This is a genomic window from Citrobacter sp. R4 (assembly GCF_026719175.1).
GTDB classification, from domain to species: Bacteria; Pseudomonadota; Gammaproteobacteria; order Enterobacterales; family Enterobacteriaceae; genus Citrobacter_A; species Citrobacter_A sedlakii.
Map to the genome: position 1 here is coordinate 885,974 of NZ_JAPPSU010000001.1, position 20,386 is coordinate 906,359.

The 20,386-nt window shown below is 52.7% G+C and carries 24 protein-coding genes; 10 read left to right on the forward strand and 14 right to left on the reverse strand.

The annotated features are described in order from the left end of the window. Nucleotides 1-4: 4 nt before the first annotated feature. The 4 genes from osmX to OOJ60_RS04240 all read right to left on the reverse strand — a co-directional run bounded on the left by osmX (nt 5) and on the right by OOJ60_RS04240 (nt 3,008). The gene (osmX, locus tag OOJ60_RS04225) at nt 5-907 is read right to left on the reverse strand and encodes an osmoprotectant ABC transporter substrate-binding protein OsmX (protein WP_060569730.1); all 903 of its coding nucleotides are present in this window, start codon (nt 905-907) and stop codon (nt 5-7) included. Nucleotides 908-935: 28 nt separating this feature from the next. Continuing rightward, nucleotides 936-1,646, reverse strand: coding sequence for an osmoprotectant ABC transporter permease OsmY (osmY, locus tag OOJ60_RS04230; RefSeq protein ID WP_042282882.1), 711 nt, complete (start codon nt 1,644-1,646; stop codon nt 936-938). Nucleotides 1,647-1,949: 303 nt separating this feature from the next. After that, the gene (gene dmsD, locus OOJ60_RS04235; protein WP_205611988.1) at nt 1,950-2,564 is read right to left on the reverse strand and encodes a Tat proofreading chaperone DmsD; all 615 of its coding nucleotides are present in this window, start codon (nt 2,562-2,564) and stop codon (nt 1,950-1,952) included. A 138-nt stretch (nt 2,565-2,702) separates the two neighbouring features. Next, a complete protein-coding gene (locus OOJ60_RS04240; protein WP_042282886.1) occupies nt 2,703-3,008 on the reverse strand; it encodes a DUF1161 domain-containing protein in 306 nt (101 codons plus the stop codon). An 88-nt stretch (nt 3,009-3,096) separates the two neighbouring features. Here OOJ60_RS04240 and OOJ60_RS04245 point away from each other — a divergent pair, with 88 nt between their 5' ends. Beyond that, nucleotides 3,097-3,825 (forward strand): YnfC family lipoprotein, encoded by a 729-nt coding sequence (locus OOJ60_RS04245; RefSeq protein WP_042282888.1) that lies wholly within the window; start codon nt 3,097-3,099, stop codon nt 3,823-3,825. Between the two features lie 16 nt (nt 3,826-3,841). On the opposite strand, the gene speG is transcribed toward OOJ60_RS04245, so the two are convergent. Further along, nucleotides 3,842-4,402, reverse strand: coding sequence for a spermidine N1-acetyltransferase (gene speG / locus OOJ60_RS04250; protein ID WP_042282890.1), 561 nt, complete (start codon nt 4,400-4,402; stop codon nt 3,842-3,844). Between the two features lie 33 nt (nt 4,403-4,435). Further along, nucleotides 4,436-4,777: a DUF1283 family protein gene (locus OOJ60_RS04255; protein WP_181823213.1), complete on the reverse strand. Its 342-nt coding sequence runs from the start codon at nt 4,775-4,777 to the stop codon at nt 4,436-4,438. Nucleotides 4,778-4,930: 153 nt separating this feature from the next. Between OOJ60_RS04255 and OOJ60_RS04260 the strand changes: the two genes are divergently transcribed. From OOJ60_RS04260 to OOJ60_RS04285, 6 genes are all read left to right on the forward strand, one after another. Next, nucleotides 4,931-5,257, forward strand: coding sequence for a YnfA family protein (locus OOJ60_RS04260; protein WP_205611989.1), 327 nt, complete (start codon nt 4,931-4,933; stop codon nt 5,255-5,257). 105 nt (nt 5,258-5,362) lie between these two features. After that, the gene (locus OOJ60_RS04265; protein WP_205611990.1) at nt 5,363-6,382 is read left to right on the forward strand and encodes a Zn-dependent oxidoreductase; all 1,020 of its coding nucleotides are present in this window, start codon (nt 5,363-5,365) and stop codon (nt 6,380-6,382) included. Between the two features lie 75 nt (nt 6,383-6,457). Next, on the forward strand, nt 6,458-7,831 hold the full coding sequence (locus OOJ60_RS04270) for an MFS transporter (RefSeq protein ID WP_060569738.1): 1,374 nt from the start codon (nt 6,458-6,460) through the stop codon (nt 7,829-7,831). Between the two features lie 179 nt (nt 7,832-8,010). Continuing rightward, nucleotides 8,011-9,225, forward strand: coding sequence for a starvation-sensing protein RspA (gene rspA / locus OOJ60_RS04275; RefSeq protein WP_205611991.1), 1,215 nt, complete (start codon nt 8,011-8,013; stop codon nt 9,223-9,225). Nucleotides 9,226-9,282: 57 nt separating this feature from the next. Beyond that, complete coding sequence (locus OOJ60_RS04280) at nt 9,283-10,620, forward strand: MFS transporter (RefSeq protein ID WP_205611992.1); 1,338 nt, start codon at nt 9,283-9,285, stop codon at nt 10,618-10,620. A gap of 187 nt (nt 10,621-10,807) precedes the next feature. Next, nucleotides 10,808-12,274, forward strand: a complete 1,467-nt coding sequence (locus OOJ60_RS04285) for a mannitol dehydrogenase family protein (RefSeq protein ID WP_205611993.1) — start codon at nt 10,808-10,810, stop codon at nt 12,272-12,274. A 103-nt stretch (nt 12,275-12,377) separates the two neighbouring features. On the opposite strand, the gene ydfZ is transcribed toward OOJ60_RS04285, so the two are convergent. The 3 genes from ydfZ to ydfG form a co-directional block, all read right to left on the reverse strand. Next, nucleotides 12,378-12,581, reverse strand: coding sequence for a putative selenium delivery protein YdfZ (gene ydfZ / locus OOJ60_RS04290; RefSeq protein WP_042282907.1), 204 nt, complete (start codon nt 12,579-12,581; stop codon nt 12,378-12,380). A 184-nt stretch (nt 12,582-12,765) separates the two neighbouring features. Next, nucleotides 12,766-13,452 carry a GntR family transcriptional regulator gene (locus OOJ60_RS04295; RefSeq protein WP_042282909.1) on the reverse strand — a complete coding sequence of 229 codons (687 nt, stop codon included), beginning with the start codon at nt 13,450-13,452 and terminating at the stop codon, nt 12,766-12,768. Between the two features lie 87 nt (nt 13,453-13,539). Then, nucleotides 13,540-14,286 (reverse strand): bifunctional NADP-dependent 3-hydroxy acid dehydrogenase/3-hydroxypropionate dehydrogenase YdfG, encoded by a 747-nt coding sequence (gene ydfG / locus OOJ60_RS04300; protein ID WP_042282911.1) that lies wholly within the window; start codon nt 14,284-14,286, stop codon nt 13,540-13,542. Nucleotides 14,287-14,423: 137 nt separating this feature from the next. On the opposite strand from ydfG, the gene dcp reads away from it, so the two are divergent. Continuing rightward, nucleotides 14,424-16,466: a peptidyl-dipeptidase Dcp gene (dcp, locus tag OOJ60_RS04305; RefSeq protein WP_205611994.1), complete on the forward strand. Its 2,043-nt coding sequence runs from the start codon at nt 14,424-14,426 to the stop codon at nt 16,464-16,466. Between the two features lie 37 nt (nt 16,467-16,503). Here dcp and OOJ60_RS04310 read toward each other — a convergent pair whose 3' ends face one another. The 3 genes from OOJ60_RS04310 to OOJ60_RS04320 are packed head-to-tail and all read right to left on the reverse strand — an operon-like array spanning nt 16,504 to nt 17,996. Next, nucleotides 16,504-17,025 carry a 2-oxo-tetronate isomerase gene (locus OOJ60_RS04310; RefSeq protein WP_042282916.1) on the reverse strand — a complete coding sequence of 174 codons (522 nt, stop codon included), beginning with the start codon at nt 17,023-17,025 and terminating at the stop codon, nt 16,504-16,506. Beyond that, on the reverse strand, nt 17,025-17,477 hold the full coding sequence (locus tag OOJ60_RS04315; protein WP_042282918.1) for a DUF421 domain-containing protein: 453 nt from the start codon (nt 17,475-17,477) through the stop codon (nt 17,025-17,027). Before OOJ60_RS04315 ends, OOJ60_RS04310 begins: the two co-directional genes overlap by 1 nt. Before the next feature lie 9 nt (nt 17,478-17,486). Further along, a complete protein-coding gene (locus OOJ60_RS04320; RefSeq protein WP_205611995.1) occupies nt 17,487-17,996 on the reverse strand; it encodes a hypothetical protein in 510 nt (169 codons plus the stop codon). Nucleotides 17,997-18,135: 139 nt separating this feature from the next. On the opposite strand from OOJ60_RS04320, the gene OOJ60_RS04325 reads away from it, so the two are divergent. Both OOJ60_RS04325 and OOJ60_RS04330 read left to right on the forward strand, forming a co-directional pair. After that, nucleotides 18,136-18,528: a YdeI family stress tolerance OB fold protein gene (locus OOJ60_RS04325; RefSeq protein ID WP_042282922.1), complete on the forward strand. Its 393-nt coding sequence runs from the start codon at nt 18,136-18,138 to the stop codon at nt 18,526-18,528. Between the two features lie 272 nt (nt 18,529-18,800). Next, a complete protein-coding gene (locus tag OOJ60_RS04330) occupies nt 18,801-19,898 on the forward strand; it encodes a serine hydrolase domain-containing protein (RefSeq protein ID WP_407057096.1) in 1,098 nt (365 codons plus the stop codon). 100 nt (nt 19,899-19,998) lie between these two features. Here the strand turns inward: OOJ60_RS04330 and OOJ60_RS24825 are convergent, their stop codons facing one another. After that, nucleotides 19,999-20,124 carry a hypothetical protein gene (locus tag OOJ60_RS24825; RefSeq protein WP_420247951.1) on the reverse strand — a complete coding sequence of 42 codons (126 nt, stop codon included), beginning with the start codon at nt 20,122-20,124 and terminating at the stop codon, nt 19,999-20,001. After that, nucleotides 20,124-20,219 (reverse strand): protein MgtS, encoded by a 96-nt coding sequence (gene mgtS / locus OOJ60_RS04340; protein ID WP_000901367.1) that lies wholly within the window; start codon nt 20,217-20,219, stop codon nt 20,124-20,126. The genes OOJ60_RS24825 and mgtS overlap by 1 nt, the downstream gene beginning before the upstream one ends. Nucleotides 20,220-20,386: the final 167 nt, after the last annotated feature.

Consider the following 20,386-nt stretch of genomic DNA (forward strand, 5'->3'; position numbering starts at 1 on the left):
CTCCTTACAGCAGCTTTTTCTGTTGCAGGAATTCACGCGCGACCTGCTGAGGCGACTGATGATCGATATCCACTTTCGCATTGAGCGTACTTATTACGTCATTGTTCAGTAGAGCGGAAAGGGTATTCAGCGCCTCTTCCAGTCCCGGGTTGGCATCAAGAATCGGTTTGCGCACCACCGGGGTGACCGCGTAGCTGGGGAAAAAGCCTTTGTCGTCTTCCAGAACTTTCAGATCGAACCCTTTTACTCGCCCATCGGTGGTATACACCAGGCCTGCGTCAACAAAACCATCGCGAACGGCGTTATAGACAAGACCAGGATCCATCTGCCGGATCTGTGGGCGGTCCAGATTCATCTGGTAAGCCTGCTGTAAAGGTTTCATACCGTCGCTACGACCGGCAAATTCAAGGTCGAGGCCCAGTAGCCAGTTTTTATCCGGATCGGTCTGGCGAATGTGGTCAATTTTCGCCACCATTTGGGACATCGTGGTGATGTTTTCCGCCTCGGCGCGCTTGCGCTGCATGGCAAAGGCGTAGGTATTATTCATATCGGCGGGTTTCAGCCAGACCAGACCTTTCTCTGCATCCAACCGCTTCACCGTGTCGTAGGACTCCTGCGGCGTCATCCGTTTATCGATACGGTTAAAAATGATCAGCGAAGTGCCGGTATATTCCCAGGTCACATCAATCTGGTTGTTGACCATGGCGTTACGCGAAATCACGGCCGCAATATTGGTGCGAGGCTCAACCTGAAAGCCTTTCTTTTGCAGATACAGCACCGTCATCGCCGACAGAATGTGCTGCTCGGTAAAGCCTTTCGTGGCGAGGACGATCGGGGCGGCTTGCGCCTGCGCGCTGAAAATCAGCACGCAGGCAAGCCAGCCCAACAGGTGTCTTTTAATCTTCATTTAGCGCTCCATGTTCTTATCATTGTCTTCAGGCCGTGTGCGGACTCAGGGCCCGGCCAAGCCATGCGAGCAGGCTGTCGAGGATCAGGGCGAAAAGCGCCGTGGCGGTCGCGCCCAGAATAAGCGTCGGGAAGTCGTTCAGGTAAATACCAGGGAAGATCAGCTCGCCGTAGCTGCTGGCGCCAATCAGAAAGGCCAGCGGGGCGGTACCGACGTTAATGGCCGTGGCGATCCGGATCCCTGAAAGCATGACCGGCCATGCGTTCGGCAATTCCACCTGCCACAACCGCTGCCATTTGGTCATGCCAATGCCGTTCGCTGCTTCAATCAGCGAGGCCGGGACGGAGCAGAGGCCCGCGTAGGTGTTACGAACGATGGGCAACAGCGAAGCCAGGAACAGCGCGACGATCGCCGGAATATCGCCGATGCCGATAATCACCATGGCGAGCGCCAGCACAGCCAGCGGAGGCAGGGTGTTGCCGACATTAAAGATCTGCATGACGTATTCGGCAATGCCTTTGGCGGCTGGACGACTCAGTAAAATGCCGCTCGGGATCCCCACCAGCAGAGCCAAAAACATTGAACTGAACACTAAGAACAGGTGCTGTTTACCGAGATACAGCAGATCGACCTGTCGGGCCTGAAGCGTGTCGAGGCCGACTCCCCAGACCACCAGCGCCAGCACAATGATAATGGCGAAAGTGAAGGCGGCGACGCGTTTTAACGCGGAAGTGTGCATTGCGGTGTGTCTCCCTGTTTGCATGCGTTATGGCAGCGGGTTGCCGCTGCGTGTTGTTATGCCATGTATCGGCAGGGTGTTTTGAGCTATAGCAACAGGGGGAGAAGGCCGCCAGTCAGACGGCGTAAAAAGTGAACCAGGCTGCTGATCTGTAAGGGGGATCAGGCCTTATGGCGCAACGGGTGGTTCGCTCTGTAAAGAATTGTCTTAAAAGCGGCAATAAAAAGTGACGTTGTCACAATTGTGTTATGCCGGAAGCGCCATCCTTCTGCTTTCCGGCCAGCGTAAAGTGAGGATTTGTGCTCACCGATACAGTTTTTTCACTGCCACCGGTACGATCAGCGTCGACTGCCAGTCGGCAAGGGTCATACGCGCCAGCTCGCCGACGGCCTGGTAAAACGGATGTCCGACATTGTCGATAAAAACATCGAGAAAGCGCGACGACCATGGCAACAGATGCCACGCCAGCAGTTCGGCGCACTGCGTATGGCGCCCGTTTTCTGCCAGCCAGGCGGCGAGAAGCAACAAGGCGCCAAAATGATCTTCCGGCTCATTTTGCTGCATCGCAAAGTGAATCCCGTTGTCGCGCATCCACTGGCGCAGGGCCAGCGTGGAATCACCAAACAGCACATTTTCACGATCCAGCCAGACGGAACCCCACGGTGGCGAAGGCAGCGCGTAAGGTCCGACAAACAGACGCTGCCATGCCTGCGCCAGCGTTTCTTCCGCGTCGCGCTGAAGCAACTGACCGAGAGGCGCGAGCTTATGCGCGGGCAGCGGCCACTGGGCCTGCCACTCTTCTGTTTTTAATAATGCGACCAGCGGCGCGGCCTCATTGCTGTCCGGCGCATAGTAAAACAGCGCGCCCAGTACCCGCGCCGTCATGGCGAAATCGTCACGTTGCGTAAATTCAGTCATTAACAGTATCCAACAATGCAGGTGTATTGCACGATGCGTGCATCAGTGGGCGAGAGTGTACCTGTTCAGGCGCGGCGGGTATTAATCCAAATCAAAAGGACGTTACCCACCGGGAAAGGCGGGTAACATCGGGTCGCATTATTGCGGTTCGGCGCTGGCGCCATCCTGCGAAGGCGCAGTATTTGCCGGTGCATTGCCGCTGCTGGTGCGGGTATACAGAATTTTGTGGGTGTCGTTGGCGCAATGTCCGACGACCTGGGAATCCGGCTGGTCAGCCTGATCGTTTGGCACAATGCTGAGCGTAAAATTCGCTTCCGGCACGCCGTTATTAATGATGCGCTGTTCAATATCGCTTTTAACGCGTTCGCACGAGTTCGGAACCGCAAAAACCAGCGGGGACGCGCTCAACAATAAACACGTCAGTATTCCTCGGGTGACTTTCATCATCTGCTCCTTTTATGAGATGCGCTAAAATAAGCATAGCACCCTTAGTGTAAATAACTGTATTTGCTAATATGATTGGGAATCATCCATGGTTGACGGGGAATGTGTGAAAAAACAGTGCCTTTTTTTGCTTTGCGGCCTTGTGCTGGCAGGATGCGACAATAACACGCTGCCGCTTTCTTTTACGCCTGAAATGGCCAGCTTCTCAAATGAGTTCGACTTTGACCCGCTGCGGGGCCCGGTGAAAGACTTCAGCCAGACATTACTCAATGAAAAGGGCGAAGTGGCGAAACGGGTAAATGGCTCGCTTTCTGAGGAAGGCTGCTTTGATACGCTGGAGTTGCACGACCTGGAAAATAATACCGCCGTTGCCCTTGTTCTGGATGCTAATTATTACCGCGACGCGGAAACGCTGGAAAAGCGGGTGCGCCTGCAAGGGAAATGCCAGCTAGCGGAGCTGCCCTCTGCGGGTGTGGTCTGGGACACCGATGACAATGGGTTTATTGTCACCGCCGTTGGTAAAGAGATGAAAGTACATTATCGCTATGATTCCGAAGGGTATCCACTGGGTAAAACCACCGTGACGAAAGATCAGACATTATCGGTGGAAGCGAAACCTTCATCGGACCCGCGTAAGAAGCTCGACTATACGGCAGTAAGTCTGCTGAACGATCGCCCGTTAGGCAATGTGAAGCAGACCTGCGACTACGACAGTCACGCCAATCCTACAGATTGCACGCTGGTGATTATCGATCAAAGCGTCAAGCCCGCCGTTGAGCATAACTACACCATTAAAAATACCATCGATTATTACTGACGCTGCCGCGCAGCGTTTACTGCGCGGTCGGTTTCAACATGGCGGGTGCGGACGTTTTCAGTTCCGTGAGATACTGATGCTGGAAAATACACATTCGTATGGTGTTGCGGTATTCGCCGTTGATGAAAAACTCATGGATTAGCTCGCCTTCCACCATAAAGCCCAGCTTACGGTAGATATGAATCGCTTTTTCATTTTCTTTATCAACGATTAAATACAGTTTATACAGGTTAAGTACGGTAAATCCGTAGTCCATCGCCAGCCTGGCCGCGCGTGAGGCAAGTCCTTTACCCTGAAATTCCGGGGAAATAATGATCTGAAACTCGGCTCTGCGGTGGACGTGGTTAATCTCCACCAGTTCAACCAGTCCGGCTTTCTGGCCATCGCACTCCACGACAAACCGGCGTTCACTTTGATCGTGAATGTGCTTGTCGTAGAGATCCGACAACTCAACGAATGCCTCGTAAGGTTCTTCGAACCAGTAACGCATTACGCTGGCGTTATTGTCGAGTTGATGGACGAAACGTAAATCTTCACGCTCCAGCGGGCGCAACTTTACACTGAGGGCGCTTGTCATACCGATTCCTTAGCGTCTTTTCGCATCACGACATTAAGGCGCGATAACCCGGCCAGTACGGCGGTCCAGACAGCGCAGGGTATTCGGTTCCCAGTACGCATTGAGATTAGCGCTTTGCTCACAGCTGTCGCGGTTATCAAAAGCGGCATCTGCTTTGTCCCACTCTTTTTCAGCGCGTTTATTCACTTTCTGGCGCAGATTGCGCGTGTCATTCCATTGTTCTTTTTGCATTGTCGCTTGCTGACGGCTCAGCGCGCTGTCGCCGGACTCGATCACCAGCCTGCTGGTCTCAGCCTGAGCAGACGCGGTATACACGACAGCACCAAGCAGCAGCATTGCCGTCAGGCCCAGACGCTTGCTAAGTGTAATGTTCATGGCAAATTCCTTTCATGAGTGGGGTATAAAATCATCACTTGCAGGCAAATTCTACACTAATCACGGCGCAGGGCATACCCGCCTGAAGGTCATGGATAAGCGACGACGATTATCGCGTATCATGATTTAACCTCAGCTCAATAAACGACAACCATGATCAAAACGACACTTCTTTTTATTGCCACGGCGTTGTGTGAAATCGTCGGCTGCTTTTTACCCTGGCTCTGGCTAAAACGCGGGGCAACGATCTGGCTGTTGGTTCCCGCTGGCATTGCTCTGGCCCTGTTTGTCTGGCTGTTGACGCTCCATCCGGCTGCCAGCGGACGCGTATATGCCGCCTACGGCGGCGTCTACGTATGTACTGCGCTCGTATGGTTACGCATAGTGGACGGCGTTAAACTTAGTCTTTATGACTGGACAGGGGCCGTCGTTGCGCTGTGTGGCATGCTGATCATTGTTGCGGGATGGGGACGGACATAGATCGCTTTTTTGTGATCGCCCGTCGGTTTTTTGATCACCATGCTTGTATGGTAGTTCAGGAATGAATAAATTTCTTGCATCACTAATTTGATGTAAGGAAAGCGCATGGAAAGTGTCGTTATTCAGCAACCCAATAATCTGGTGATTGAACAACGGGAATTACCCGAACCGCGAAAAGGAGACGTTCGCGTTCGGGTTAAACTCGCCGGAATATGCGGATCGGACAGTCATATTTATCGCGGTCATAATCCGTTTGCGAAATATCCACGCGTTATCGGTCACGAAGTTTTTGGTGTGATAGATAAAGTGGGCGAGGGCGTAGATACGCGCCGTATTGGTGAACGTGTGGCGCTGGATCCGGTTATTAGCTGCGGGGAATGCTATCCCTGCTCAATTGGCAAACCCAATGTTTGCACGTCATTAGTGGTATTAGGCGTGCACCGGGACGGCGGTTTTAGTGAATATGTGACTGCGCCAGCCAGGAATGCCTACGTTATTCCGGAGACGATCCCCGATAGTCACGCCGTGATGGTTGAACCTTTTACGATTGCCGCAAATGTTACCGGACAGGTTGAGCCGACAGAAAATGATATTGCGCTCATTTACGGCGCCGGTCCGATGGGGTTAACCACTTTACAGGCGTTAAAAGGTGTTTATCACGTTGGCACCGTGATTGTGGCCGATCGTATTGAAGAACGACTGGCGATGGCAAAAACATGCGGCGCTGATGTGATCCTGAATAATAGCGAGCTTACACTGCAATCCTGGCTCGAAGAAAAAGGAATCAAGCCGACCCTGATTGTTGACGCGGCCTGTCATCCAGCCATTCTCCCGGAAGCCATTGGCCTTGCGTCACCTGCGGCGCGTATCGTGTTAATGGGTTTTTCCAGCGACCCGTGCGTGATTACGCAGCAGGGCATTACCGGTAAAGAGCTTTCTATTTTTTCATCGCGACTGAATGCGCACAAATTTCCCACCGTCATCGAATGGATGGAAAAGGGATTTATCGATCCTGAAAAGTTAATTACTCATCAGTTTGACTATCACCATATTACCGACGCCCTTGAAATATTCGAAAAAGATCAGCGTCAGTGCTGCAAAGTATTACTGACCTTTTCTGCATAACAGACGAACAATGCGGTAAATGCCCGATTCGTCGGGTATTTTGTGGTACGCATCTCCTTTTCAGAGATAGCTAATATGAATACATTAAAACATGAAAGAAGTACGCAGGATCTGGTGCGCGCCGCCGTTTCAGGTTGGTTAGGCACTGCCCTGGAATTTATGGATTTCCAGTTATATTCTCTTGGCGCCGCGCTGGTGTTTCATGAGATATTTTTCCCGGAACAATCCGCGGCTATGGCGCTTATTCTGGCGATGGGCACCTACGGCGCAGGGTATATCGCTCGTATCGTCGGCGCTTTTATATTCGGCAAGATGGGCGACAGAATAGGGCGCAAAAAAGTGCTCTTTATCACCATCACCATGATGGGCATCTGCACCACCTTAATTGGCGTTTTGCCGACTTACGCGCAAATCGGAATTTTTGCGCCAGTGCTGTTAGTCACTTTACGTATTATTCAGGGACTAGGCGCGGGGGCGGAAATTTCTGGCGCCGGAACCATGTTGGCGGAATACGCGCCGAAAGGGAAACGCGGAATCATTTCATCTCTGGTGGCGATGGGCACCAACTGCGGTACGTTAAGCGCCACGGCGATCTGGGCTGTGATGTTTTTCGCTCTTGACCGTGAAGCGTTGCTGGCCTGGGGATGGCGTATTCCGTTCCTCGCAAGCGTAGTGGTCATGATCTTTGCCATATGGCTGCGCCTGAATCTGAAAGAAAGTCCGGTGTTTGAGCAGGTCAACGAAGGTGAAACCACCGCAGCGCCGACGGCGGCAGATGTTTCTCTGGGCGCGATGTTTACCAGTAAATCGTTCTGGCTGGCAACGGGGTTACGTTTTGGGCAAGCCGGTAACTCGGGATTGATCCAGACGTTTCTTGCCGGCTATCTCGTCCAGACGCTGTTATTCAACAAATCGATACCCACGGATGCGCTGATGATAAGCTCGATTATCGGTTTTATCACTATCCCGCTTCTGGGCTGGCTGTCAGACAAATACGGTCGTCGTTTACCCTACATTTTGTTAAACATCTCGGCCATCATTCTTGCTTACCCGATGCTGTCGATTGTCGTGGATAAAACGTACAGCCCCGGGATCATCATGACGGCGCTGATTGTCATTCATAACTTTGCGGTGCTTGGCCTGTTTGCACTTGAAAATATCACCATGGCGGAGATCTTCGGCTCCCGTAACCGCTTCACCCGCATGGCGATATCGAAGGAGGCCGGGGGGCTGGTCGCGGTGGGGTTCGGTCCGGTACTGGCGGGTATTTTCTGCAACATGACCGGCAACTGGCTGCCGATCCTGGTGATGATCGTCATTTATTCCCTGATAGGCCTCATTTCCGCACTACTGATGCCGGAAGTCTGCGATCGCGATCTGCGTATTCCTGAGGATGCGGCAGAGGTTACAGGCAGTAAACAGAGGCTGCCCAGCGCCAGCCGCATTTAACCCCTGCGTTCAAAGCGGTTACGTATTCACGGACCGCTTTTTTTGCGCATCGGCACAAACCCCACGTCAGTGGACGCTGATTTTTGTGATCTCAGTGGAGAAACAGGTTTGTTATACTTGTATGGTAGTATGCGTAAGGCATAAATTCTTAATATCACCACATAGAGGTAGGAAGAAAAATGAAGATTGTAGGGGCTGAGGTTTTTGTCACCTGTCCGGGACGTAACTTTGTCACGCTGAAAATAACCACCGAAGACGGTATCACCGGACTGGGCGATGCCACGCTGAATGGGCGCGAGCTTTCTGTCGCGTCGTACCTGAAAGATCATCTCTGCCCACAGTTAATCGGTCGCGATGCGCACCGTATCGAAGATATCTGGCAGTTTTTTTACAAGGGGGCTTACTGGCGTCGCGGCCCGGTAACGATGTCTGCCATCTCTGCTGTCGACATGGCGCTCTGGGACATCAAAGCCAAAGCGGCAAACATGCCGCTGTATCAATTGCTCGGCGGCGCGTCCCGCGAAGGGGTGATGGTATATTGCCACACTACCGGACATACCGTTGACGATGTGCTGGAAGATTACGCTCGCCATAAAGAGATGGGCTTTAAAGCGATTCGCGTGCAGTGCGGCGTACCGGGGATGAAAACCACTTACGGTATGTCCAAAGGGAAAGGGCTGGCCTACGAACCCGCAACCAAGGGACAGTGGCCGGAAGAACAGCTCTGGTCTACCGAGAAATACCTCGACTTCACGCCGAAGCTGTTTGCAGCCGTTCGCGACAAGTTCGGATTCAATGAACACTTGCTGCATGACATGCATCATCGCTTAACGCCGATTGAAGCGGCGCGTTTTGGAAAGAGCATCGAAGATTATCGTCTGTTCTGGATGGAAGACCCGACGCCTGCGGAAAACCAGGAATGCTTCCGCCTGATTCGACAACATACCGTTACGCCGATTGCTGTCGGTGAAGTCTTTAACAGTATCTGGGACTGCAAGCAACTGATAGAAGAACAGCTGATCGACTATATCCGCACCACCATCACCCATGCAGGCGGCATTACCGGAATGCGCCGCATCGCCGATTTCGCGTCGCTTTATCAGGTTCGCACGGGCTCCCACGGGCCGTCCGATCTCTCTCCGGTGTGCATGGCTGCGGCGCTGCACTTTGATCTCTGGGTGCCCAACTTCGGCGTTCAGGAATACATGGGCTATTCAGAGCAAATGCTGGAAGTTTTCCCGCATAACTGGCGTTTTGACAACGGTTATATGCACCCGGGCGACAAACCGGGACTGGGCATTGAGTTCGACGAAAAGCTGGCGGCGAAATATCCCTATGACCCCGCTTATCTGCCGGTCGCCCGACTGGAAGATGGCACATTGTGGAACTGGTAAAGTAAACCTAAACGACAAGGAAGTTGCTCACCTCTGATCCAACGAAGGTAAACATGTATGGTTAGTTCGGTTGATATTAAAAATAATGTTGATAGCAAACCTGTGGTCCGTCGTGTTGCTTCCGCTTCAGCAATTGGTACCGCTGCGGAATATTATGATTTTTTTGCTTATGGCACCGCTGCTGTCCTGTTTTTTGGGCATCTTTTCTTCCCCAGCGACGATCCGTTAATCAGTACGCTGGCCGCATTCGCCACCTATGCCGTCGGTTTTTTGGCAAGGCCGCTGGGCGGTATCGTTTTTGGTCACATTGGCGATAAAGTAGGGCGTAAAAAAGCGCTCGTCATTACGATTTTGATTGTGGGACTGGGGACGTTTTGTATTGGATTATTGCCAACCTATGAAAAAATTGGCGTATGGGCTCCTGTATTGCTGATTTTCATCCGCGTTCTACAGGGATTCGGCGTGGGAGGCGAGCAGGCCGGTGCGGTATTGATGACCGCGGAATACGCGGAGCCCAAACACCGCGGCTTCTTCGCCAGTTGGGTCCAGATTGGCGCGCCGGTTGGATTTCTGTTACCGATGGCGCTTTTTGCCTTACTGAACGCGACATTATCGCCAGAAGCTATGATGGATTACGGCTGGCGTATCCCATTCTTGTTGAGTCTCCTGTTGGTTATCGTCGGCCTGTTCATCCGTCTGAAGATTGATGAGTCCCCCGTCTTTGCGCAGATTCGTGAAACTAAGGCGGAGGAATCACGTCCGTTGGTTGAGGTTATCCGGGATTTTCCTGGTATTGTGGTCAAAGGGGTGTGCGCAAAGTTAATTGAAGCCTGTACCTTTGCGATGTTTACGGTGATCGTTCTGGCCTACGGTAAAGCCAATAATCTGGATGCCAACATCCTGATGGAAACGATGATTGTGGCAGTGGTGTTGGAAGTGTTAGCGATTCCGCTGATGGGGGCGCTGTGTGACAAGATTGGCCGCAAACCGGTTTATATCATCGGCGCACTGATTCAGGTCGTAATGATTATTCCGTTCTTCCTGGCGATTAATCAGGATAACTTTTGGTTAACGCAGTTAGTGATGATTGTTGTCATTAGCTTTGGTCACAGCATGTGTTATGCCCCTCAGGCGTCATTTTTCCCCGAATTATTCCCGACGCATATTCGCTGTAGCGGTATCGCACTCATCTGGCAGTTAGGGTCACTGATCGGCAGCGGCGTACTGGGGCTGGTAGCGGTTAAGATCCTGCAGATGACAGGTGGACATTATTACGGACTGGCCAGTTACGTCATTGTACTCGGCATTGTATCGGTGATAGGTCTGCTCATGATGCCAGAAACGGCTCCCCAACGTCTGAAACATGAATATCAGGACTGGCATAAACACGGTTAAGCCGCATGGAACGTGAAAGGCCGCGTAACGGCGGCCTTAAGACGGTTTGTCAGCGCATCTCGCATGTTGTCACATAACTTAAAAATGATGTTATACCAATTAGCGAAAGCTTAATTCAAATCAAAACATACAACCATACAGGCGTTACTCTGAAACGGTCCTGATTTCATTCCAAATAGGTCATACAATGCAAAACAAGCTCTTAACGGCAAAAGCGACGTTACCTGGCTACGATCGCAACACGTTGATTCCGCGTATCGTTCATCTCGGCTTTGGCGCGTTCCATCGTGCGCACCAGGGCGTTTATACCGACATCCTGGCGGCTGAGCACAACAGCGACTGGGGATACTGTGAAGTGAACCTGATCGGCGGCGAGCAGCAAATTGCCGATTTGAAACAGCAGGATAACCTGTACACCGTGGCGGAAATGTCTGCCGATGCCTGGACGGCAAGAGTGGTTGGCGTGGTGAAGAACGCGCTGCATGCCCAGGTGGATGGACTGGAAGCAGTGCTCGCGGCAATGTGCGAACCGCAGGTGGCGATTGTTTCACTGACCATCACCGAAAAAGGGTATTGCCATTCTCCCGCCACCGGGCAGTTAATGCTGGATCACCCAATGATCGCAGCCGATCTCCGGAATCCTCACCAGCCTAAAACTGCACCGGGCGTGGTGGTTGAAGCGCTGGCGCGACGCAAAGCGGCAGGACTGCCCGCCTTCACCGTTATGTCCTGCGACAATATGCCGGAGAACGGACACGTCATGCGAAACGTGGTCACTGCCTATGCCCGCGCGGTTGATGCGGAGCTGGCAGAATGGATCGCGCAACACGTGACGTTCCCGTCGACCATGGTTGACCGCATTGTTCCGGCAGTGACCACCGAAACGCTGGATAAAATCGAACAACTGACCGGCGTGCGCGATCCGGCGGGTGTCGCGTGTGAGCCGTTCCGTCAGTGGGTGATTGAAGACAATTTCGTCGCCGGGCGTCCACAATGGGAAAAAGCAGGCGCTGAACTGGTTGCTGACGTGATCCCATTTGAAGAAATGAAGCTGCGTATGTTGAACGGTAGCCACTCTTTCCTCGCTTACCTGGGGTATCTGGCGGGCTATCAGCACATTAACGACTGCATGGAGGATGAACATTACCGCATTGCGGCCCGTGGGCTGATGCTCAATGAGCAGGCGCCAACGCTAAAAGTACAGGGGGTTGATCTGACGCGCTACGCCGATCTGCTCATTGAGCGTTACAGCAACCCGGCACTGCGCCACCGTACCTGGCAGATCGCGATGGATGGTAGTCAGAAGCTGCCGCAGCGTATGCTGGACTCGGTGCGTTGGCACCTGGCCCATAATAGCCGTTTCGACCTGCTGGCGCTGGGCGTGGCGGGCTGGATGCGCTATGTCGGCGGTGTGGACGAACAGGGGAAGGCGATTGAAGTCAACGATCCGTTACTGCCGGTGATTCAACAGGCGGTGCAAAGCAGTGCGGAAGGGGAAAGCCGCGTTGAAGCCCTGTTAGGGATTGAGGCGATCTTCGGAAACGAACTGCCACACGTGGCGTTGTTCACCAACGCGGTGAAAGAAGCCTACCAGGCCCTGCTGGCGGAAGGGGCGAAAAAAACCGTGGCTCGCTATGCTGCAAATCTGAAGTAACAGCAACGCGGTTGCCGGATGGCGCTTTGTTTATCCGACCTGGGATTTTCAGCCAAACTCAGACCAGGCCGGAAAAGTGAAACGCCATCTGGCATTCACACCATCAGTTCATGCCAAGACGAATCAGTTCGACGGGCGCAAACTTACCTTCACAACCTTCCACTTCCACGGTTTTTTCGCGACGGATTTGCGCGGCGTCCAGACCCTCTGTCGCGATAGCTTTAATGCGACCGGTGACGCCAGTACCGCTGATCATGACGCGGCTGCCGGTGGTGATTGCGTTACGGTTACGATCGTATGTCATCATGGTGTTTTCTCCTTTCTAACTTACCGTCAAAGCCCGTGGGCTCTGGTCCCACGTAACGGGCGCTATATAAATACGCTCATCAGTCCGAAGTTTTTTTGTTTTTGATCAAGCTCACATCTTTTTTGATGCAGACGTGCAGAGGTGTAAATGTGAAACCTCACCCCTGGAGGGTGAGGGAGAGGAATTATTCTTCAGTAAACCAGTCGCTGTTTTCCTGACGAATCAACTGCACCGACTCGCCAATTTCCTGCAAATGCTGCGTCATCGCGTTTTCAACCGCATCGGCGTCATGCTTCTCCAGCGCCGCAAAAATATCCAGATGCTGACGAAGCAACATCTCCGGCGGCGAAACGTGATCGAGGCTCATGTAGCGCACGCGGTCAATAGTCGCCTTGATGTTTTCGATGGTGTCCCAGGCCAGCTGGCAGTCGGCAATCAGCGCCAGTTTCTGATGAAAGTCATCGTCCAGTTCAAAGAAATCATTGAGCTGCTTACGCTCAATGGCGATGCGCTGCTGGTTGAGATTCTGCTCAAGCTGATAGCACTGGCTGTCGGTCATCATCGCTGCCGCGCGACGCGCGACCGCACACTCAATGGCCTGACGGACAAAGCAGCCGTTTCGTACCTGTGATAAAGAGATCTTATTGACGTAGCTGCCGCGCTGGGGACGGATCTGGATCAATCCGTTTTCCGCGAGTTTAATGAAGGCTTCGCGTACCGGCTGGCGTGACACATCAAAGCGAACCGAGACCTCTTTTTCTGATAACGGCGTGCCTGGCGCGATCAGGCAGTGCACGATATCACGACGAAGAATGCGATAAATCTGCTGATTTACGGGCTGTGTAGGGTTGAGTTGCGTTTCGACGGTCATTCGCTCTTACTTTTTAGAAAGTTAACCCACAAATACTACCACTTTTTTGTGATGCGCTATACCCGGCCCGCAGGCCGGGAGAAGAAATTAGCCGCGATGTACGCTCAGTCCGGCGAAGGACTGGGTAACGGGCATCATTTCTACCGTATTGATGTTGACGTGAGCAGGTAACGTCGCCACCCACCAGACCGCTTCCGTTACATCTTCCGGTGTCAGGGCGGTGGTATTTTCATACGTTTTCCCCGCTTTCTGATCGTCGCCCTTAAAGCGCACGTTAGAAAACTCTGTGCCGCCCACCAGACCCGGTTCGATGTCGGTCACGCGGACGGCGGTGCCGTGCAGATCGGTGCGCAGATTCAGGCTGAACTGACGAACGAAGGCTTTAGTCGCCCCGTAAACGTTGCCTCCGGCATACGGCCAGCTCCCGGCGGTGGAGCCGATATTAATGATATGGCCGCGATTGCGTTCAACCATGCCTGGCAGGACCGCGCGGGTCATATAAACCAGGCCTTTATTGTTGGTGTCGATCATGGTTTCCCAGTCTTCAACGCTGGCGTTGTGCGCCGGTTCCATCCCCAGCGCCAGCCCGGCATTGTTAACCAGCAGATCGATTTCGCGCCATTGCGCAGGCAGCGACGCCAGCATTTCCTCGATGGCCGCGCGGTTGCGCACGTCCAGTTGCGCAGTCAGGACGTTTTCGCCCAGCGACTCTTTTAGCTCCAGCAGGCGTTCCTGGCGACGGCCAGTGGCAATCACTTTATGCCCATTCTCAACAAAACGACGTGTAATACATTCACCAAAACCTGCGGTTGCTCCGGTTACTAAAACGATCATCTCACTGTTCCTCAACGCTTTTTACGTCGTACTACCATAGCACGCGATCAACGCTGGCGGGTAATGCTCGTTAACAGGATTGCGGTCTTTTCCACGGAAGCCTACTCTAGTGAACAAATCGTTTTCAGGAGTGAAAGATGTCGTTAACGAATCCGTTCTTTAAACCGAGCCTGCTACCGTATCAGGCACCCCAATTTGATCAGATAGAAATCGCGCATTATCGCCCGGCCTTTGACGAAGGACTGCGCCAGAAGCGCGCTGAAATTGCCGCCATTATTGAAAACGATGCCGCGCCAGACTTTGACAATACTGTCGTGGCGCTGGAGAAAAGCGGCGAGTTGCTAAGCCGGGTAACCAGCGTTTTCTTCGCCATGACCTCCGCGCACACCAACGAAGAATTACAGCGGCTGGACGAAGCGTTTTCGGCTGAACTGGCAGAGCTGGCGAATGATATCTGGCTGAACGCAGCGCTGTTTTCTCGCGTCGACAGCCTCTGGCAGCAGCTGGCCTCGCTGCAACTGGATAGCGAGTCGCGACGGCTGCTTGAGGTGCTCCATCAGCGTTTTGTCCTCGCGGGCGCAAGGCTCAGCGATTCAGACAAGGCGCAGCTCAAAGCCCTCAATACCGAGGCGGCGACCCTGACCAGTCAGTTTAACCAACGACTGCTGGCGGCCAATAAGTCCGGCGGTCTGGTGGTGGATTATGCACACCAGCTCGATGGGTTGAGCGACGTTGAAATCGCTGCTGCCCGCGACGCGGCTCAGGAGAAAGGGCTGAATGAAGGCTGGCTGATCCCTCTGTTGAACACGACGCAGCAACCGGCGCTCAGCGCGTTACGTGACCGTCAGACACGGCAGAATTTATTTACCGCCGGATGGCAGCGGGCTGAGAAGGGAGATGAAAACGATACGCGGACGATCATTCAGCGGCTGGTCTGCCTTCGCGCCGCCCAGGCGAAACTGTTAGGGTTTGCGGATTACGCGTCGTGGAAAATCGCCGATCAAATGGCAAAAACGCCGGAATCGGCGCTGGCTTTCATGCGCGCCATTGTCCCGGCGGCGCGTCAACGCGCGCAGAATGAACAGGCTGATATTCAGAAGGTCATCGACGAGGAACAGGGCGGGTTTACCGCCGAGGCCTGGGATTGGGCGTATTATGCCGAGCAGGTCCGGCGTGCGAAATACGACCTCGATGAGTCTCAGCTTAAGCCGTACTTCGAACTCAACACGGTACTTCACGAAGGGGTGTTCTGGACGGCGAACCAACTCTTTGGCATTACGTTTGTTGAACGCTTTGATATTCCGGTGTATCACCCAGATGTCCGCGTCTGGGAGATCTTCGACCATGACGGCGTCGGGCTGGCGCTGTTTTACGGTGATTTCTTCGCGCGCGATTCGAAAAGCGGCGGGGCATGGATGGGCAATTTTGTCGAGCAATCAACGCTCACTGATAGCCGCCCGGTCATCTACAATGTCTGTAATTATCAGAAGCCAGCCGCAGGACAACCCGCGCTGCTCTTTTGGGATGATGTCATCACCTTATTCCATGAGTTTGGCCATACGCTTCACGGTCTGTTCGCCACACAACGCTACGCCACGCTGTCTGGTACGAATACGCCGCGTGATTTTGTGGAGTTTCCGTCGCAAATTAACGAGCACTGGGCAAGCCATCCCGGAGTGTTTGCGCGTTTCGCCCGCCATTACGCCAGCGGGGAAAAAATGCCCGAAGCGTTACAGGAGAAAATGCGCAGGGCAAGCCTGTTCAACAAAGGTTATGACATGACCGAACTGCTCAGCGCCGCACTGCTGGATATGGGGTGGCACAGTTTACCCGGCGCATGCGACGCGCAGGACGTCGGCGATTTTGAAGCGCAGTTGCTGGCTGCAGAGGATCTCGCCCTGCCTGCCGTTCCCCCGCGCTATCGCAGCAGTTATTTTGCCCATATTTTCGGCGGCGGCTATGCCGCAGGGTATTACGCCTATTTATGGACGCAAATGCTGGCAGATGACGGCTATCAATGGTTTGAGGAGCAGGGCGGGTTGACGCGCGAGAACGGGCAACGTTTTCGTGACGCGATTCTCTCTCGTGGTAACAGTGAAGATCTCGACCGCCTTTATCCGGCCTGGCGGGGAAGTGAACCCACCATCACGCCGATGCTGAAACATCGCGGGTTGGCGTAACCAACAGGAGGTGCCCGTCAGAGGGCACCGCTCATTTTTAATCCTCAAGCAGACGCAGCAACTGGGCAAGAGCAAAACGAACGGCCTGATCCAGCACCTCTTCGCACTCCCCGCTAAATTGTTGCACAACGGTGTAAACCGCGCCGTCTATATCCCAGGCAAACCAGACGGTGCCCGCAGGCGTTCCGTCGTCACCGCCTTCCGGGCCGCCGTAGCCGCTTATGGCGATACTGATATCAACATCGGCGTGTTCGCGCGCGCCCGTCGCCATCTCCGCCACGACCGCCTCACTGACGGCAGTATGTATTTCCAGCGTGCGTTCCGCCACGCCGAGGATCCTTGTTTTCGCTTCATCGGTAAAGGTGATAAAGCCGACGCCGTAAAATGTCGGCGTATCCTCGGCTGCGCAGAGCGCCGATCCCAGCTTCCCGCCGGTACAGGATTCCGCTGTTGTCAGGCGTAATTGTCGTTGACTGAGCAACGTGCCGAGGCGGTTTGTCAGGGCGGCGACAGTCTGGGTATTTTGCAGCGTAATAATTTTATTTGTCGGTATTGGCATCATGATTTTTCAGTCTCTGGAATAATAGAAATTTGTCCGTTTCTTTCCAGTATGGCATATTTAATTTCCTTCATTTCCAGTATGCCATGATTCTGACGTGCGGCGAGCATAATATCGTCACACGACACGCTGACTTTCTGCAGTTTTGTCTGATTAGCGGCACCGTGAGCCACCAGAATAACGGGCGCACCATCAATAAGATTTTCTGCGCCGGGTATTTTCTTTTTCAGATAGCCAAACAAAATATCAACCACCACAAGGGTGATAATGGTTAGCATGGCGCCGGTAACGGAAAAATCTTCTCCCAGTAAAGCCTGTTGTGTCGCTTCGCTGATTATCAGCAACAGGATCAGATCAAAACTCGTCATTTGCATGAGCGTCCGTCTACCGGCAATTTTAATCACGATCAGCAAAATCAGGTAGATGGCGATCGCTCTGAGAACCATGTCCATACGCGTCTCCTACGGATAAACGAATTGAGAAATCACTTTTTCCGCCCCGGAATTGGCCGAAAGAGTGGTCTGAAAAAAGCCGGGTCGGAGCGGTTTAACCGTTAGCCAGACGGTGGTCTCCGCGTTTGGCGTTGATGCGTACTCCATGACCATTTGATGGTTGACGTTGCGCATGCTGTCTGGCTCAGGGGTGATGGTTTCTATCTGGAAGGAAGCGGTAAAATCCTTGCCTAATTGCAGCGTAAGGGGGCCGGAAGGTGGGGAAGGCAAGCTAATTTTGAGCGTGTCATCTTTCATCAGACGTCCGAATTTTTCATATTCCACCTGCAACTTTGGGTTATCGGCGACGAGTTTGCTGCTGCTAAAGTAACCGCTGGAAAATAAACCGCTTAATGCCGCGATAATTATTAACAGCAAACATGTAAAGCCGATTCGTCTGAATTTATCTTCAAAGTTAAGCGCCTTACGACTTTCTTCAACAAACGGAATAGGGTGTTTGGTATCGTCAGAACCGGGCATAGTCTACCTGCCTGTAAATTGAGGTTGCCGTACCTGCTTGATTTCACACCAATCTACTCCTCAGCAGGACGCTAATTTGTAAAATTTAAAAATAGCAACCAGACTTAATAAGTCAAACCGAACGCCGAAAGGGGAAAAAATGAAATTTAACATTATCGTATTAACGAGTGTTCTTATAATGCCTTACGCGTTAGCGGCTGATGAAGGTGGGTTAAAAAAAGATGCTGCGCCGCCACCGCCTCACGCGATTGAAGATGGCTACCGGGGAGCGGAGGATGCTAAAAAAATGACGATTGAATTTGCTAAAACGATGCATGATGGGGCTACGGTCTCTCTGCGAGGCAATCTGATCGACAAAAAAGGCAATGATACCTACGTGTTCCGCGACAAATCGGGGCAAATCGATACGGTGATCCCTGCGTCCGTATTTGATGGACGTGAAGTGCAGCCGGACCAGATGATCAATATCAATGGCAGCCTGGACAAAAAGTCGACGCCGCCGGTCGTGCGGGTAACCCGTCTACAAAAATAGGACACGTTTAGTCATGTCGGCGGAGGTCAAGGATTAAGACAACGCTGACATTCAATACGTCAGGTGACTGATGTACAATGCGGGCTTCTTTTTCTGGAGCCCATCCTCACTATGTCCGCTTTTTCTTCCCTCATGCTCTCTGTTTCGTCATCGCCGTGGCATACGATGACTGTACGGGCGGCGGGTTGACGATGAATCCGGGCAAGCCGCTGATCCTCGCTTCGATCTTTTTAATGTCCGCCTGCGGAAACAGTACGCTTTCTCAGATGGATATGCCTGCGCAAAAAAGCGCGCAGGCCGTGGTGGGCTATTACGCGCGCGGCATCGACCCAATGGTGACCCGATACATGCAGGAAAAGCAGGTATCCGGCATGGTTGTCGCGGTGATCCAGCATAACGGGCCGGTAGAATTTCACTGTTATGGTGTTACCGACGCGCGTCATCGATATCCCATTACACCAGACACCTTGTTTGCGCTGGGTTCGCTTAGTAAAGGGGTAACGGCAGAAGTGTTAACCATGCTGGTCCAACAGGGCGTGTTTGGCTGGGACGACACGCTGGAACAGCTTTTACCCGTTAACACGGCGCTCAGTGACGATGCGAAAAAGATCACGTTGTTACAGCTCGCGACCCACACGTCGGGCTTACCCAGACAACCTATCGATCTGTTGACGCTGGAAAACGTGTTGCGTTATTTCAGCACCGGCGAAAACTTTTATACGCAGCTGGACAGTGACGATGTGCTACGTTATCTCGCCGATTTCAGCGCGCCGGACGCGCGAATACCGCAGTATTCGAATATTGGCTATGCCTTACTGGGCTACAGTGTGCAACGCAAAACCGGGGAGACCATCCAGTCGCTGGCAAACCGGCTACTGTTTCAGCCGCTGGCGATGAATAACAGCAGTTTCATTCCGGCGCAGCTTCAGGCATACCCTTATCGCGCCCTCGGCCACGCAGGCGATCAGCCAAAGTTTATATCGCGTGGTCATCTGACGCCGGACTGGGTGTTTAAAAACAATATGGTGGGGGCGGCAAGTTTGTACAGCAGCGCCCGCGATCTGGCGACCTATGCTCGCGCCCACTTTGCCCCAGGTCAACCCGTCGCGCTCAGCGCGGCGTTCGCCGAGGTTTCGCGCGTTTATTTCGCTCAGGAAAAAGAGGCGGCAAACATTGCATGGGTGAGTGATACGTTACCTGATCGTACCATTACCTATCAGGTTGGTTATATTGGCGGCTATTCTAGCTATATTGGCTACGACAAGAAAAATCAAAATGCAGTGGTGGTTTTGCAAAACAGCTTTAACTGGAGTAATTACTTTGGACACGCCATTTTGACAAAATTAGAAACGCGACCGGCGGACGGGTAAATCTTCGCCGTTTAACTTCCATTGAGAAAAGGCGTGGTAAGTTGGCTGTGATTCGTTGTTGAGCAAGGAATCGCATGACAACGAAAAGAGTAAAAACAATCTATCCATGCAAGCATTCACCGTCGGTTATCCGGCGGTTTTTTTTTATTGGCGACAGATAAAAAAGTGGCCCCTTGTGCTGTAATGCGACAAGGGGCCTTCGCGGTGCAGGATTATCTCCGTTCATTAGTCATCCCATTTGTGGCTGAAGTACGCGGCGAGAAATCCGGAAAACAAGATAATTCCCAGAACTGCCATAAATACGTTCATATTTCCCAGCATGTTTGCCTCCGTTTATTTGATTGTGTGTTTCCTCGCTTACCTTAATTTCGGTTGATGACAGAGATATTAGCAGCTCTAATCTAAACAAAAGCTGAATTAAGTGATTATTTCCCGATAAAAGTAAATTTTTAACGATATTGCGAGAGAGGGTCGACATAAGCATGTCG

Excerpts from the sequence above, each read along its gene's own strand:
- dcp (WP_205611994.1), top strand. The coding sequence starts at position 14,424 with ATGTCGTTAACGAATCCGTTCTTTAAACCGAGCCTGCTACCGTATCAG.
- OOJ60_RS04240 (WP_042282886.1), bottom strand. The coding sequence starts at position 3,008 with ATGAAAGTCACCCGAGGAATACTGACGTGTTTATTGTTGAGCGCGTCC.
- OOJ60_RS04260 (WP_205611989.1), top strand. The coding sequence starts at position 4,931 with ATGATCAAAACGACACTTCTTTTTATTGCCACGGCGTTGTGTGAAATC.
- speG (WP_042282890.1), bottom strand. The coding sequence starts at position 4,402 with ATGACAAGCGCCCTCAGTGTAAAGTTGCGCCCGCTGGAGCGTGAAGAT.
- OOJ60_RS04245 (WP_042282888.1), top strand. The coding sequence starts at position 3,097 with ATGGTTGACGGGGAATGTGTGAAAAAACAGTGCCTTTTTTTGCTTTGC.
- OOJ60_RS04310 (WP_042282916.1), bottom strand. The coding sequence starts at position 17,025 with ATGCCAATACCGACAAATAAAATTATTACGCTGCAAAATACCCAGACT.
- ydfG (WP_042282911.1), bottom strand. The coding sequence starts at position 14,286 with ATGATCGTTTTAGTAACCGGAGCAACCGCAGGTTTTGGTGAATGTATT.
- OOJ60_RS24825 (WP_420247951.1), bottom strand. The coding sequence starts at position 20,124 with ATGAACGGAGATAATCCTGCACCGCGAAGGCCCCTTGTCGCATTACAG.
- rspA (WP_205611991.1), top strand. The coding sequence starts at position 8,011 with ATGAAGATTGTAGGGGCTGAGGTTTTTGTCACCTGTCCGGGACGTAAC.
- osmX (WP_060569730.1), bottom strand. The coding sequence starts at position 907 with ATGAAGATTAAAAGACACCTGTTGGGCTGGCTTGCCTGCGTGCTGATT.
- OOJ60_RS04315 (WP_042282918.1), bottom strand. The coding sequence starts at position 17,477 with ATGGACATGGTTCTCAGAGCGATCGCCATCTACCTGATTTTGCTGATC.
- OOJ60_RS04270 (WP_060569738.1), top strand. The coding sequence starts at position 6,458 with ATGAATACATTAAAACATGAAAGAAGTACGCAGGATCTGGTGCGCGCC.
- osmY (WP_042282882.1), bottom strand. The coding sequence starts at position 1,646 with ATGCACACTTCCGCGTTAAAACGCGTCGCCGCCTTCACTTTCGCCATT.
- OOJ60_RS04330 (WP_407057096.1), top strand. The coding sequence starts at position 18,801 with ATGCCTGCGCAAAAAAGCGCGCAGGCCGTGGTGGGCTATTACGCGCGC.
- ydfZ (WP_042282907.1), bottom strand. The coding sequence starts at position 12,581 with ATGATGACATACGATCGTAACCGTAACGCAATCACCACCGGCAGCCGC.
- dmsD (WP_205611988.1), bottom strand. The coding sequence starts at position 2,564 with ATGACTGAATTTACGCAACGTGACGATTTCGCCATGACGGCGCGGGTA.
- OOJ60_RS04280 (WP_205611992.1), top strand. The coding sequence starts at position 9,283 with ATGGTTAGTTCGGTTGATATTAAAAATAATGTTGATAGCAAACCTGTG.
- OOJ60_RS04295 (WP_042282909.1), bottom strand. The coding sequence starts at position 13,452 with ATGACCGTCGAAACGCAACTCAACCCTACACAGCCCGTAAATCAGCAG.
- OOJ60_RS04325 (WP_042282922.1), top strand. The coding sequence starts at position 18,136 with ATGAAATTTAACATTATCGTATTAACGAGTGTTCTTATAATGCCTTAC.
- OOJ60_RS04320 (WP_205611995.1), bottom strand. The coding sequence starts at position 17,996 with ATGCCCGGTTCTGACGATACCAAACACCCTATTCCGTTTGTTGAAGAA.
- OOJ60_RS04265 (WP_205611990.1), top strand. The coding sequence starts at position 5,363 with ATGGAAAGTGTCGTTATTCAGCAACCCAATAATCTGGTGATTGAACAA.
- mgtS (WP_000901367.1), bottom strand. The coding sequence starts at position 20,219 with ATGCTGGGAAATATGAACGTATTTATGGCAGTTCTGGGAATTATCTTG.
- OOJ60_RS04285 (WP_205611993.1), top strand. The coding sequence starts at position 10,808 with ATGCAAAACAAGCTCTTAACGGCAAAAGCGACGTTACCTGGCTACGAT.
- OOJ60_RS04255 (WP_181823213.1), bottom strand. The coding sequence starts at position 4,777 with ATGAACATTACACTTAGCAAGCGTCTGGGCCTGACGGCAATGCTGCTG.